The 13,803-nt window shown below is 48.7% G+C and carries 14 protein-coding genes; 13 read left to right on the top strand and 1 reads right to left on the bottom strand.

Annotation, left to right across the window (positions count from 1 at the left end):
* Nucleotides 1-15 precede the first annotated feature (15 nt).
* The 3 genes from AQR02_RS16770 (at nucleotide 16) to AQR02_RS16760 (ending at nucleotide 3,319) form a co-directional block, all read left to right on the top strand.
* Nucleotides 16-837 carry a purine-nucleoside phosphorylase gene (locus AQR02_RS16770; protein WP_054941458.1) on the top strand — a complete coding sequence of 274 codons (822 nt, stop codon included), beginning with the start codon at nucleotides 16-18 and terminating at the stop codon, nucleotides 835-837.
* A gap of 290 nt (nucleotides 838-1,127) precedes the next feature.
* Nucleotides 1,128-1,988 (top strand): purine-nucleoside phosphorylase, encoded by an 861-nt coding sequence (locus AQR02_RS16765; protein WP_054941457.1) that lies wholly within the window; start codon nucleotides 1,128-1,130, stop codon nucleotides 1,986-1,988.
* Nucleotides 1,988-3,319 carry a pyrimidine-nucleoside phosphorylase gene (locus AQR02_RS16760; RefSeq protein ID WP_054941456.1) on the top strand — a complete coding sequence of 444 codons (1,332 nt, stop codon included), beginning with the start codon at nucleotides 1,988-1,990 and terminating at the stop codon, nucleotides 3,317-3,319. The genes AQR02_RS16765 and AQR02_RS16760 overlap by 1 nt, the downstream gene beginning before the upstream one ends.
* Before the next feature lie 447 nt (nucleotides 3,320-3,766).
* On the opposite strand, the gene AQR02_RS16755 is transcribed toward AQR02_RS16760, so the two are convergent.
* Nucleotides 3,767-4,816 carry a serine hydrolase domain-containing protein gene (locus AQR02_RS16755; RefSeq protein ID WP_054941455.1) on the bottom strand — a complete coding sequence of 350 codons (1,050 nt, stop codon included), beginning with the start codon at nucleotides 4,814-4,816 and terminating at the stop codon, nucleotides 3,767-3,769.
* 242 nt (nucleotides 4,817-5,058) lie between these two features.
* Between AQR02_RS16755 and AQR02_RS16750 the strand changes: the two genes are divergently transcribed.
* The 10 genes from AQR02_RS16750 to AQR02_RS16705 all read left to right on the top strand — a co-directional run bounded on the left by AQR02_RS16750 (nucleotide 5,059) and on the right by AQR02_RS16705 (nucleotide 13,261).
* Nucleotides 5,059-6,003 carry an aminopeptidase gene (locus AQR02_RS16750; RefSeq protein WP_054941454.1) on the top strand — a complete coding sequence of 315 codons (945 nt, stop codon included), beginning with the start codon at nucleotides 5,059-5,061 and terminating at the stop codon, nucleotides 6,001-6,003.
* 207 nt (nucleotides 6,004-6,210) lie between these two features.
* On the top strand, nucleotides 6,211-7,428 hold the full coding sequence (locus AQR02_RS16745) for a D-alanyl-D-alanine carboxypeptidase family protein (RefSeq protein WP_187388792.1): 1,218 nt from the start codon (nucleotides 6,211-6,213) through the stop codon (nucleotides 7,426-7,428).
* A gap of 173 nt (nucleotides 7,429-7,601) precedes the next feature.
* Nucleotides 7,602-7,955: an anti-sigma F factor antagonist gene (gene spoIIAA / locus AQR02_RS16740; protein WP_054941453.1), complete on the top strand. Its 354-nt coding sequence runs from the start codon at nucleotides 7,602-7,604 to the stop codon at nucleotides 7,953-7,955.
* Entirely contained in the window at nucleotides 7,952-8,407 is a 456-nt protein-coding gene (spoIIAB, locus tag AQR02_RS16735) for an anti-sigma F factor (RefSeq protein WP_054941452.1), read from the top strand. Before spoIIAA ends, spoIIAB begins: the two co-directional genes overlap by 4 nt.
* An 11-nt stretch (nucleotides 8,408-8,418) precedes the next feature.
* Nucleotides 8,419-9,174: an RNA polymerase sporulation sigma factor SigF gene (gene sigF / locus AQR02_RS16730; protein ID WP_054941451.1), complete on the top strand. Its 756-nt coding sequence runs from the start codon at nucleotides 8,419-8,421 to the stop codon at nucleotides 9,172-9,174.
* A gap of 761 nt (nucleotides 9,175-9,935) precedes the next feature.
* On the top strand, nucleotides 9,936-10,451 hold the full coding sequence (locus AQR02_RS16725; protein ID WP_054941450.1) for a hypothetical protein: 516 nt from the start codon (nucleotides 9,936-9,938) through the stop codon (nucleotides 10,449-10,451).
* 211 nt (nucleotides 10,452-10,662) lie between these two features.
* Nucleotides 10,663-11,232, top strand: coding sequence for a hypothetical protein (locus AQR02_RS16720; protein ID WP_209444168.1), 570 nt, complete (start codon nucleotides 10,663-10,665; stop codon nucleotides 11,230-11,232).
* A 47-nt stretch (nucleotides 11,233-11,279) separates the two neighbouring features.
* Nucleotides 11,280-11,549 (top strand): hypothetical protein, encoded by a 270-nt coding sequence (locus AQR02_RS16715; protein ID WP_054941448.1) that lies wholly within the window; start codon nucleotides 11,280-11,282, stop codon nucleotides 11,547-11,549.
* 69 nt (nucleotides 11,550-11,618) lie between these two features.
* Complete coding sequence (locus tag AQR02_RS16710) at nucleotides 11,619-12,326, top strand: polysaccharide deacetylase family protein (RefSeq protein ID WP_054941447.1); 708 nt, start codon at nucleotides 11,619-11,621, stop codon at nucleotides 12,324-12,326.
* A 44-nt stretch (nucleotides 12,327-12,370) separates the two neighbouring features.
* Nucleotides 12,371-13,261, top strand: coding sequence for a YxiJ family protein (locus AQR02_RS16705; RefSeq protein ID WP_054941446.1), 891 nt, complete (start codon nucleotides 12,371-12,373; stop codon nucleotides 13,259-13,261).
* The last annotated feature ends 542 nt before the right edge of the window (nucleotides 13,262-13,803 follow it).

The raw sequence follows: 13,803 nt of genomic DNA, 5'->3' as shown, positions 1-13,803 counted from the left end.
AAGGAGGCAACAACCATGGCAGTGACTCAAGACCATATTCAAGAAGCAGTAGCTTATATTAAAGATCAATGTACGGTAGCCCCGGAAATCGGCTTGATTCTCGGCTCCGGTCTGGGCATTCTGGCCGATCTGATTACAGATGAAGTCGTAATTCCTTACAATGATATCCCGCATTTCCCAGTCTCCACAGTGGAAGGGCATGAAGGCGAGCTGCTGATCGGCATGATTGAAGGCCGCCGGGTTGTCATGATGAAAGGCCGCTTCCATATGTATGAAGGCTATGGCCCTGAAACCACTGCATTTCCGGTGCGTGTCATGAAAGAGCTGGGCGTAAACAGCCTGCTCGTTACCAATGCCGCAGGCGGTGTGAACACAGACTTCACTCCGGGCGACCTGATGCTGATTACTGACCATTTGAATCTGACCGGCCGCAATCCGCTGACAGGACCGAATGATAATGCGCTTGGCGTACGTTTCCCGGATATGTCGACTGCGTACAGCCCTCGTCTGATTGCAGTAGCTAAGGAAGCTGCGGCAGCGCACAATTTTGAATTCAAGGAAGGCGTGTATGCCGGTCTGCTTGGCCCGAACTACGAAACGCCGGCCGAAATCGTTATGCTGCGCCGCCAGGGTGCAGATGCCGTAGGAATGTCCACTGTATCTGAGACAATCGTGGCCCGCCATGCCGGTATTGAAGTGCTGGGAATCTCCTGCATTACCAATATGGCCGCCGGTATTCTGGAACAGCCTTTGAATCATGCCGAGGTTATGGAGACGGCGGAACGTGTGCGTGAGCAATTTTTGAAGCTGGTTCTGGCGTTTATTCCAAAAATGTAGGCTGCGCCGTTAAGAGCGGCATTCGCTGTGCAAAAAACAATCTATATAGATTGAACTTGAAAATATTCATTAAGGGAAAAGGGGCGGAAGGGAATTTTGGAACTGGAGGAGCGCTAGCGTCCGCCTTTGTCTGTGGATTTCTACCGCTAGTAGCGGTACTAATTAAGAAATCTACAGACAACAGCGGCCGGAAGTCCAAACATTCTCTGGAGTCACGACTCACCCTAGAATATAAAAATCACATGTTCAGTCTATATAGGCAAAACTATTCATTCCGGGAGGCTCATCTCATGACACAGACAACTATCGCTTACGGTACACAAGTAAAAGAAGCGGCTGCATATATCAAGTCCAAATTCGGACAGTACAGCCCAAGCATCGGACTGATTCTAGGTTCGGGCCTTGGTGATCTGGGCGACCAGATTGAAGACGCAGTCTATCTGCCTTACGAAGAAATTCCCCATTTCCCGCGTTCCACGGTGGAAGGCCATGCCGGCCGGTTCGTTATCGGTAAGCTGGAAGGCAAGGATGTAATCATCATGCAGGGACGTTTCCACTATTACGAAGGCTATGAAATGCGCAAAGTTGTGCTGCCTGTCTATGTAATGGCTAAGCTGGGCGTAGGTACGCTGGTCATCACCAATGCTGGCGGCGGCATGAACCGGGCGTTCAAAGCCGGTGACCTGATGCTGATTACCGACCACCTTAATATGACCGGTGATAACCCGCTGATTGGACCGAATGATCCGGAGCTGGGTGTACGTTTCCCGGATATGTCCCGTGCCTATGACCCTGAGTATATCGCACTTGCCAAAAAGCTGGCGGTTGACGTCAAAGGTGTTGACGGTGAAGCGCTTGTGCTGCAGGAAGGCGTTTATGCCGGCATCAGCGGCCCGACCTATGAGACACCGGCTGAGCTGAAAATGCTCGCTTACCTGGGCGGGGATGCGGTCGGCATGTCCACTGTGCCGGAAGTGATTGTTGCCAGCCACAGCAAGCTGCGCGTGCTCGGGATCACTTGTATCACCGATATGGCGATTGGCGATGAGCTGGAGCCGCTGACACATGAGCAGGTAGTAAAAGTAGCTAATCTGACCAAGCCGAAATTCATCGGACTTGTCCGTGCGTTTGTGCGTGAGGTACAGCTATAATGCGTGCGGTTGATCTGATTCAGAAGAAAAGAGACGGCGGCGAGCTAAGCCGTGAGGAAATCGCCTACCTGATCCAGGGTTACAGCAAAGGCGAAATTCCGGATTACCAGATTTCCGCCTGGGCAATGGCCGTATACTTCCGGGGAATGAACGCGCGGGAAACCGGCGATCTGACACTGGAAATGGCGATGTCCGGCGACCAGGTGGACTTAAGTCCTATCGCCGGCATTAAGGTGGATAAGCATTCCACCGGCGGCGTAGGTGATAAAACGACGGTGGTGCTTGCGCCGCTTGTAGCTTCCGCCGGAGTTCCAGTCGCCAAGATGTCCGGCCGCGGGCTGGGACATACTGGCGGCACACTCGACAAGCTGGAGTCGATCAGCGGCTTCTCGGTGGAGATGGGCCGTGAGCAGTTCTTCGCCCAGGTCGGCGAAATTGGCGCTGCCGTTATCGGGCAATCCGGCAACATTACCCCTGCCGACAAGAAGCTGTATGCACTGCGTGACGTGACTGCTACCGTGGAATCCATTCCGCTGATTGCCAGCTCCGTCATGAGCAAGAAAATCGCCGCCGGTGCAGATGCCATCGTACTCGATGTCAAAACCGGCAGCGGCGCGTTCATGAAGACGCTGGATGATTCCATCGCCCTGGCCCAGGCCATGGTCGATATCGGTACGCATCTGGGCCGCAACACGGTTGCGGTCATCAGTGATATGGACCAGCCGCTGGGCTTCGGCATCGGCAATGCGCTGGAAGTCAAGGAAGGCATCGAGACTTTGAAGGGCCACGGACCAAAGGATCTGCAGGAGGTCTGCCTCATTCTGGGCAGCCAAATGCTGGTTCTCGGCGGCAAAGCGAAGGATGAAGCCGAAGCGCGGACGATCCTGATGTCCCACATCGAGGACGGAAGCGCCTTTGATAAGTTTAAACAGATGGTGGCTGCACAGGGCGGCGATGTTTCACAGGTCGAGGCACCGGACACGCTGCCGTCAGCCAGCCGCTTTATTGAGGTCAAGGCAGCGTCTGCAGGTTATGTGGAGAGCATCCAGGCCGAGGAAATCGGCGTAGCCGCCATGCTGCTTGGAGCAGGCCGTGAGACCAAGGAATCGCTGATTGATCTGGGCGTTGGCATCCAGCTATCACTGAAGGTCGGCGATGCCGTTGCCGCAGGCGCTACGCTTGCCGTACTGCATGTGAATGATGCCAGTGCGGGCAAAGTGCAGGAAGCAGAAGCCAAGGTGCTGGAAGCTTACCGCATTTCCGCTCAGCCGGTTCCGCCGCAGCCGCTGGTATTCGCGCTTGTAACGAAGGATGGCGTAACCCGGTACTAAGTAACATACCAAGTGAAACGGGTAACGCAGAGTGATGCTAAATGACGCTAAATGACGCTAGTACTGCTAGTACTATGAAGTACTGCTAAGTAACATCAAGCACTAATTTGTGTTACCACGTGGCTAAGGCTTGCTAAAGTATTGTACTTCCTTCCGGCGCTCTTCCGGGAGTGCTAAGAAAGCGTTATGGAATAAGTGGAAATTCTCCTGCTAATTTGACTCCACCGAGGCTGTTGGAAGAATTAGCGGGAAATCCTCCATCTAATAAACCACCTTTTGGATAAAGAGGTGCTTTTCCAGGCAATTAAGTGGAGGTATTCCCGCTAGTCATTCAGTGGTACGGAAATTGCGGGAATTACAGCCAACATTTCCACTTAAATGATAAGCCGTATAGAACAATCTGTTCTGTACGGCTTTTTTGCACGTTCACTGATTGCTTGCTATCCGTTAATCTCCAGGAGTGTCCACTCCGCCTAAAGCGTCCTCCACCGTCTGCATGATCTGGTAAGCTCCCTTGCTCCGGTTGCAGAGGGCGGCGAAGGTTACACCGCTTGCAGGATAGAACGCCGAGCGGAAGGAGACGCCTGGATCGAAACCCATCACATGGTATTTGTACACTTCTCCATTCAGCTTGGTAATCCACACGCCATAGCCATAGTAGTTATCCTGATCTTCATGAATATGCGGCGTTAGCAGCAGCGCAGTCGTTTCCTCATTGAGCAGCCGATGGTTGAACAGGCCGTCCCACAATAGCTGCATGTCTGTTGCAGTAATGAACGCTCCGCCGTCTGCGCCCCCTTTTACCGGTATGGAGTAGATATTGGTGATTAAGCTTCCGTCTTCCTGTTCTATATATCCCAGGGCCGTATTGGCCGGTAGATTATCCAGCGCAAAATAACCGGAATGCTGCATGCCGCAAGGCAGGAAAATATGCTGCTCCACATAATCCGCGAAAGCCATCCCGCTTGCTGCCTCGACGAGCAGACCGAGCATGATATAACCCGCGTTGTTATAGTGAAATCTGTCACCGGGGTTGAATTTCATCGGCAGGTTCTGGAACATCGGCAGGAAATCCTCAAGACGCCTGAGCGTATACATCGGTACGGCCTTCCACAATTCTGCGAAATCATCCATTGTCTCTTCGTCAAAATAATCCCCGATGCCCGAGCTGTGTGTCAGCAGCTGATGCACGGTTATCTCCGGACTGAACAGCGGAAACGCGAGTCCGCCTCCTTTTAGCACTTCCAGAGCTCTACTCTCAAAAGAAAGCTTACCCTGTTCCACAAGCTGGCAGATGGCAATAGCTGTGAAAAGCTTACAGCCGGAGGCGATGCCGAAACGTGTGTCGGGCTTATTCAGCCGGTTATCCGCCAGGTTCGCATGGCCGTAGGCTTCCAGAATCAATTCCTGTTCGCGGCCGGATACCAGTATTGTTCCTGAAAACCCAGAGCTTTGGGCTGTGCTGGCAATAGCTCGGCGAAGTTGTTCAATCCTCATAGATTATCCCTCATTCCTGATCTGTCGTGATTTTTGTCCATTCAGATATTCGGCAGCGGGCAGGGGTTATCCTTTTCATGGAATAAGAGCTCGCGGCGAAGAGGGTGTGATAATACTTGACTGTAAGAGGGAAGTGGAACAGCATAGAGAATGGGCGGCCTCTGCTGGAGTGCTGCCGTGCTGTCACACCGCCTAAACCGGTGAACAGATAGCGGAAATGGTGTAATCGGGGGGAAGTTAACATGAGTGAATCAAGGATACTAATCAGCATGAATGTACTGAAGGATTGTCTGGGGCTTAGCCGCGGTGAACTGCTGGCTGTTGTGGCGGACGATGACAAGCGCGAGCTGGCGGAATCCGTCTATGAAGCAGGCAAGCGGCTCGGGGCTGAATCGATGCTGCTGATCATGCAGCCGCGGAGCAAATCGGGCGAGGAGCCACCGGCTCCGGTCGCCGAAGCTATGGCTAAAGCGGATGTGGCCGTCTGTATTACGACACATTCCATGACACATACGGCTGCCCGCAAGCAGGCAGCAGCAGCGGGAACCCGTGTGGCCACCATGCCGGGCATGACGGATGATATGTTCAGCAATGGAGCAATTACTGCTGATTATGCACAGGTCAAAGAGCTGACTGAACAGGTAGCCGCCCTGCTGTCCGCAGGCCGTGAGGTGCGTGTGGAGAAGGACGGGCTGAGTCTGAGCTTCTCGATTGACAGCAGAGACGGCGTGCTGAGCACGGGGTTATATCTCAATCCGGGAGAATCGGGCAACCTGCCTTCCGGCGAAGCGTATATTGCACCGGTGGAAGGCACCGCGTCAGGGCGGATTCTGGTGGACGGTTCCATCGCCGGAATAGGTGCACTGCACAGTCCGCTGGTGCTTACAGTAGAGCAAGGCCGCTTAACTGCGGCCGAAGGCGAAGGCGGGGACAAACTGCTGGAAATGCTGGGGGCAGGTGATGGCCGGTTCCTTGGGGAATTTGGCATTGGAACGAATAATAAGGCCAGAATTACAGGTGTGGTGCTCGAAGACGAGAAGGTCTACGGAACCATTCATGTAGCGTTCGGCAGCAATAATACCTTTGGCGGAATCCTTGCGGCAGGAGTACATATTGATGCTGTGGTAATGAAGCCTGACGTGTATATAGACGATAAGTTAATTATGCATGCGGGAGAATTGCTCTAAGTTAGGAGTTTAGGAGTTTAGGAGTTTAGGAGTTTAGGAGTTTAGAAGTTTAGGAGTGCCGGATAAATGACTCCGGATGGCTAAAGTGAGGGGCTTTCTCTGCGTATCCGTAAAGATGCCGGAGAAGGCCTTTTTTTCTGCGTGAATTGGAATAATTTCCTGCCTTTCTGACCAAACTGGAATACAGTACCTGTGAAATGAAGGTTAATGTTCAGGAGGGGAACCACTTTGAGAAAAATTCGTTATTTGACGCTTGTGCTATGTATGGCTGTCTCGGTTCTGGGAGCGGCACCAGGCGCATTTGCGGAGGAAAAGGCTAAAAGTACCGGTAATACCGCTGCTGCTGTTGATCTTGCGCCGGGAGCACGTTCCGCCATTCTAATGGATGCGGGCACCGGAACCATTATTTATGAGAAGAACAGTCATGACAAGCTGCCACCGGCCAGTATTACCAAAATCATGACGATGCTGCTGACCGTTGAAGCCCTGGATGAAGGCAGACTGCAATTGACCGACAAGGTGCGGACGAGCGAATATGCGGCATCGATGGGCGGTTCGCAGATTTTTCTGGAGCCCGGAGAAGAAATGACGGTGGATGAGATGCTGAAAGGCATCGCTATGGCTTCCGGCAATGATGCCTCTGTTGCGATGGCGGAGAAGATCGCCGGCTCAGAGAGTGCCTTTGTCGATATGATGAACAGTAAAGCGGAGGCGCTTGGCCTGAAGGATACGCATTTTGCCAACTGTAACGGCCTGCCGGCTGCGAATCATTATTCCTCGGCCCATGACATTGCCGTCATCAGCAGGGAGCTGCTCAAGCATGAACGGATTATTAAATATACCGGTTCCTATCAGGACTATCTGCGCAAGGATTCGGCCAAACCGTTCTGGCTGGTCAACACGAACAAGCTGGTGCGCTTTTATACGGGAGCCGATGGTCTGAAGACCGGCTATACGTCGGAAGCCAAGTTCTGCCTCTCGGCAACTGCAGCCAGAGACGGACTCCGCGCCGTTGCCGTAGTGCTGGGCGAACCGAACACGAAGACACGCAACAGTGAAGTGTCAGGCATGTTCGATTATCTCTTTTCACAATATAAGATGCACACGATCTATAAAGCCGGAGACACCATCGGTACGCTGAACATTGAAAAAGGTGTGAAAAAGACGCTGCCGATTACCGCCAAGGAAACCTACAGCGTGCTGCTTAAAAAGGGAATTACCCAGGAAGGCATCCGCAATGAGCTGGTGCTTCCGGGCAGTGTAAAAGCGCCGATCGCCGCAGATCAGACCATTGGCAAGCTGGTAGTCTACCAGGGCACGAGTGTAATTAAAGAATATGAGCTCAAGGCGGGCGAAGCTGTGCCGAAGGCAGGCTGGTGGAAGCTGTTCAAGCGCACGACGGGATCACTGTTCACGGTTGATTAATTTCTTGCATTTTGTAGATTCCCCTTGTGTCCTCTGTAGATTCTTAGGGGTTTTCTTCTAGTTTTGTCGGGGAGCAGGAATCCTCAATTGCCATGTAGAAAACCTTGTCCTTGTAGGGGAAATAACTAAGTTACAGGGCGGTTTTGAAAGCAACGAAGAGGAGAGTGGCAAGTATGAATTCTCATGTGGAGATGGAGCATCACCGGGGTGTGCTGGTTGTCCGTTTATCGGGAGAGCTGGATCATCACGCAGCCGATTATGTTCGTATGGAGATGGATGAAGCGATTATGCGGGGCCAGGTGGAGCATCTGATTCTCAGCCTGAAAGAGCTGCAGTTCATGGATAGCTCGGGCCTTGGCGTCATTCTTGGAAGGTACAAGCTGATTCGCAGTAAAGGCGGGAAAATGGCTGTCTGTGATGCCACCGCCCCCGTGAAGCGGCTGCTGGAAATGTCGGGCCTGTTCAAAATCATGTCCCTATATGACGACGAGAGTTCTGCACTCTCGGATTTGGAGGTTGCGTTATGACAAAGAGTGAAGCTGGTAACTTCATGAGTGTCCAGTTTGCCGCCCTCTCGGAGAACGAATCGTTCGCGCGTGTGGTGGTAGCGGCCTTCGTCTCCAGGCTAGATCCTACCATGGAAGAACTGAATGATCTGAAGACGGTTGTCTCGGAGGCTGTCACCAATTGTATCATCCACGGCTATGACAGTAATCCGGAAGGGATTGTCAGCATCTCGGCGTCGATCGACAATGAGACCGTGCACCTGACCATCGAGGATCAGGGGAACGGCATTGAGGATCTGGAGCTGGCGCAGCAGCCGCTGTACACATCCAAGCCGGAGCTGGAGCGGTCGGGCATGGGGTTTACGATTATGGAGAATTTCATGGATGAATTCGAAGTGACCAGTGAACCGGGGCGCGGTACCTCCATTTCTATGAAGAAAACGATCGTCTCGAAAAAAGCTTTATACAATTAGGGGTTGGAGCCATGGAAGCAGAATCAAAAAAAGCTCCGCCGACCTATTTGGACGATGCGGAGGTCAAACGTCTTATTGCGCTCAGTCAGGCCGGAGATAATCTGGCCCGCGACACGCTCGTAAGCTGCAACATCCGCCTCGTCTGGTCGGTGGTGCAGCGGTTTATGAACCGCGGGTATGAGCCTGATGATTTGTTCCAAATCGGTTGTATCGGACTGCTCAAGTCCGTTGATAAATTCGACCTCAGCTATGAGGTCAAATTCTCCACCTATGCTGTGCCGATGATCATCGGCGAGATCCAGCGTTTCCTGCGCGATGACGGTACCCTCAAGGTCAGCCGCTCGCTCAAGGAGATGGCCAACAAGGTGCGCAAGATGAAGGACGAAATGTCCAAGACGCTGGACCGCCTGCCGACCATCGGCGAAGTTGCGGAGGCACTTGGTGTAACACCGGAAGAAATTGTGTTTGCCCAGGAAGCCAACAAGCCGCCGACCTCGATTCACGAGACCGTGTTCGAGAACGACGGCGATCCGATCACCCTGATCGACCAGATCGCCGACGAATCGCAGGAACGCTGGTTTGACAAGCTGGCGCTGAGCGAGGCCATCGGCGCACTGACCGAACGCGAGCGCCTGATCGTCTACCTGCGCTACTACCGCGACCAGACCCAATCCGAAGTCGCCACCCGCCTCGGCATCTCGCAGGTCCAGGTGTCGAGGCTGGAGAAGAAGATTCTCGCGAACATTCGTGAGCAGATTGCGCAGTAGGCGCGCGGTTAGGCTGGTCTCCTTGCAGCGGTAAGGTGAAATGTAAGAGTAGGGGTAATGAGTAAGGGTTTGTTGGTGAGTGCAGGTTGAGGAAAGAGCATGTTCGAAGTAATCAGGTATGGAGAAGTATGTGACGGGTGCAGTGACTGGTAACGAAATGCAGCAGAAACCGCCTTGCAAGGGCGGTTTTTTGTTTTGGATATTTTTGGTATGATCAAACCAGCAGAACGTTAGCTATATTACTGGCCGATCCGAGCCGCTGGGGAACTGGGAACTGCTAACGGACCGGAAAGCCCTTATCTTCGCTGTAGAGGGTATTTCACTAGGCTAACGGACCGAAGTGTACTTATTTCCTCTCCAGCAGGCATTTTTCGAGAGTATCCCCGTAAATAAGCGCACTGGAGTCCGTTAGAATGACAAAGGGTGGATTATGACTCAAATAAGTGCATCTGAGTCCGCTGAAAATGGTGGAGAATGGAACTCTGAAATTGTGGACTAAAAAATGATTACTCTGGATATAAGTTTGAAGAATTCGATGCAATACTAAGTGAAGATGATAAAATATCTTCAACTATATTCCTTAACTTCCCAAGCGATATCAATGGAGTATATGAATTTGAGCTTCAAATTTTAGAATTGAATATTTTTTATTTAAGGATTAAATGGTTAGTTAAGCATTGATATAGAGGATGTTTCGCTTCAAAATAATCCACTAATACATGTTGGTCAATTCCATCTAATTGGAGAGTGAAGTAAACAATATGGAAATAAACACATATATTAAAATACCAAAAATAAAACTACCAGATAATTTTGAACAAAAACCAGAAAATTACTTTATTCATATTGATGATAAGGAAAGAATGCAAAAATACATTACTCAAATTGACGATAACTATTTGGAAGGGGCTATTGTAATGAATTATAACAATAGGCCAATTATGACTTTTAGATTATGGGATTTAGTCGGGAATCTCTGGGCTTACTTACTAAATGCAGTGGAGGAGTTTTTAGTAAATGGTAAATCAGAATGTTACCTTCCAGATCAGCCTATAAAAATTGAGATAATTGAGAATAAGTATGATTACATCATATTTATAATTGGTGACGGAAAGTATGGTTCTTTCATTATCCCGAAGATAGAATTTCTACAATCAATATTTAACGAAGCAGAGCACTTTTTCATGAGATTTGATGAATACTTTACGCCTAATCAATACGATTTCCATGTAAATCAACTTGTGAAACTGAGAGCAACACTGGCCAGTGAATTTTGAAAAGAACAAAGAACTCGTTTGATTTTACTCAGAACAATTGTGGTCATTTAAAGAAGATATACTTCAAGTGGTTTAGAATGATTTTGTTGTAGATCTTGGAGGTAGAGGTAGCCGAACGCATTTCTAAATAATGAATTGAATTATAATGGAGCAGGCCTCAAGTAAAACGGAGTCCGTGCCTGCAATTATCGATCGTGTCATTGGATAGGGGATGAAAGCAATGCTTATGAATTTCGAGGATTTAGGTGCTTATAGAAGGGGCAGGGTATGGCTGAATGAATGTCCACCAAGACCGTATCCATCCAAGGGCAGAGTCGAACAATCTTTTCCTCTAAAAAATTATACATATCAAACAGAGTGTACTCTTACTATTGAACTCGTATTGGCAGCCCGAATGGTGAGTAATTACGCATATATCGGTGTTTCGTATTTTCCGTCTGACAGAGGAGAACTGGTTGTCCAGGCTGAGATTGGCTACGATAATGGAGTGGTTATTGACGATGTGATTGCTTTACAGCCAGATGTGGTCAAACGCGGGATTCCTGTGGAATATATCAGTGCAGTGATTGATGAGATACATAAGCTGTCTGCTGACCCGGAAATCCTGTTGCCTTCGGGGAAAATAGTGATTGATACCGGTGCTCACGGCTCAGTGGGATCAAGTCAAGTTAGCTTCAGGCATGCGATTAATATGGTTCTGCAGCTTTTAACTTTAGAAGACAAGACATCAAAGATCGATATTCAAGAAACTATTATGCACGTATTAAGCAACAAGAATTAGCCATAGTAGTCTGGCAGTTCATTGATCAAAGGGGGCGATGCAGCCATATGTTCGACGATATTGACTTCTCACCAGGAATCGTTACATATAACGTAACGCAGTATCTAGATCAAGAGGATATTTTCCAGGTGGCTTACCGCGATGATGCATATGTTCTGGACGTTGGCTGGTACCGGAAAGAATTTGCGGTGTATGTAATTAAAGATTCAGATTGGCAAAACCCAGTGTTGGAGAAACGGTGTATGGAATTGGATAAGCTGTATGAACTGGTTCAGGAATGCTCGCTATACGTTAGAAAATTAATATCTGAATCGTAATGATTGAACCCTGAGATATTGAAATTATTAAATAGATGATTGGGATTGGACGGCAGGGAGCGGTTTATATTGAAAGGAAAATTTAAGCTATGGTTTTTAATCATGATCTTATTACTGATGTCCTCCTGTACTAAAGATAGCAAAGAAGTTATCTCGTCACTGGATAAGAGCTATAGTGTGGAAACGCAGATTATCGCCAAGGGAGATATTACAATCAAATATCCTCAAATCATTTTTATTAAACCGAATACTGGACAAAAATCAATAAATGAAATGATTAAAGAGGAAGCGGGTAAAGTTATGCGATATTATGATAACTCTGCGGAAGGTTTGAATCTGGAGATAGATTATCAAATTCAGAGACAGGATGAAGAAATGCTCAGTATACAGTATGCCGGGGTCGGCTATGTCGAAGGCGCAGCGCATCCTAACAATTTGTTCTATACCACGAATATTAATTTGCAAGAAGAGAAGCTGATCAGGTTAAAAAATGTGGTTGAGATTAATCGTGACTTTGTAGAGAAGCAAAAAGCCGGGGAGTTTAAGATGGCTGAATCGGCTGGTGCCACCAAAGAAGAGATTCTGAGTTATTTAAATATGTATACAACCGAAGAGCGAATTGAACGATTCAAAAATGCAGATTCATTAGACAACATAGGAACTGATAAGCAGTCAGATATATTCAGTTATTTTACAGCGGATTTTATAGGGATAAGTGTGGGTGTTAGTCATGCCACTGGTGATCATGCCGAGTTTTTACTTGGAGATAAGGATTGAGATGTATCTAGATAGAAGTCACCGCGCAGAAGGAGTAGAACCCCATGATTTATTTACTGCAGCAATCAGACAAACAGCAATGGTACTTTGAAGTGGATGACGAAGGCATAGCCTATAGACAGATGTTGTTGGAGGAAGGCAAAGAGAGTAAGACCTCCAATGTGAAAAAACACGAATTTTTCCTGGCGGAACATGAGTTACCCTTGGATGATCCCGAGTTAAAACGAATCCCGAAGGAAGCGTTCGAAGCCGTGTGGGATGAAATGATTACTGAGCAGCAGCCACGCTGGCTTGAAAACAAAAAGACGCTACCTCTTGGTACAACAATCATGGGCTATCTTGAAGTTCTATATCCCCAAGGAGTGATCGTAAGTATACCGGATACAGAGGCGCTTGGGCTGGCCGACTATGATGAATGTGCTGCACAATCACAACAAAGAAATATACATAAGGGTTTGTTAGTTGAAGCTCAAATCACTGGCTATGATGAAGTGAATTGCTGGTTTTTGCTGGGGCAGCCCCGGGTGTGGGGAGGAGCAGGTGGGGATATGGACGTGTCGCATAAACCAGAAATCGTTCAGGAGTTAGCACAGATGTACAAGACACAATTAAACCGTTCTTTTCCCTATCTGGACTCCAAAAGGTTGAAGGAAGATTACGCAGAGTCGTTCGCGCAGCTTGATGGTGAATGTTTCAGTTCTGATTTCAGTGAGTATTGTGCTGTGATTGCTGGAACAGTTAGTTATGTTGTCAATGATCATACCGCTGGAATTCCCGGGAGACAACTTGAGCTATTAAAAAAGAGTTTCTTCGAACGGTTCCCGCAATATTGTTTTATCAAAACAAGCCTGTCCTGTTATCCGTCGATCTCAATAGATCTGGAGAATCATGAACGTGCAAGAGGGTTGCTGCTATCTTTTTTGCAAAATCACTGATGTTGTAGGGAGTTGGCTAATTGAAGCCCGTTGCATGATCTCACTGGAGGGAATTAAAGATGTAACTTGTTGGGAGCCGAACCGAGCAAGCCTTAAGAGAGCAGTTAATTGTATCTAATAAGTCACTCTTTGAGGATATTGAAAAGGCAGCCCTTCTGACATACATTCGTAAAAAGTTCCCGGGGTTGGAGACTGCTTATATCCTCCATTGGATTCCTGAGCAAGAGGAGGATTTTTACCAAATTCTAATAAACGGTTCTATAGTTGTTGACATGGAAATGCCCAGGTTAGCTCAAAAAAGTCCTATAATTAAATCAGTTCTGTCCATACCACAATATAAATTTGGGTTAAGCAAATTGAATCAGATCAAATTAGCGGTGGCAATGAATCTGGCTGAAAGTGCGTTGAGACTAGGCTGGAAACTGAGTAGAACGGACGAATGATAGTTTTGGGGGTCTGTCAATAATTTTGTGTAAACTCTTTTAAGCACAGATTCCCCGAGGGGGAAGGCGCGAATCTAACGCAAGTGTTGACCGACCCGG

This window comes from Paenibacillus ihuae, from assembly GCF_001368795.1.
Lineage (GTDB): Bacteria > Bacillota > Bacilli > Paenibacillales > Paenibacillaceae > Paenibacillus_AQ > Paenibacillus_AQ ihuae.
The sequence above is the reverse complement of the archived record's forward strand: the minus strand, read 5'-3'. Positions and strand labels throughout refer to the sequence as shown.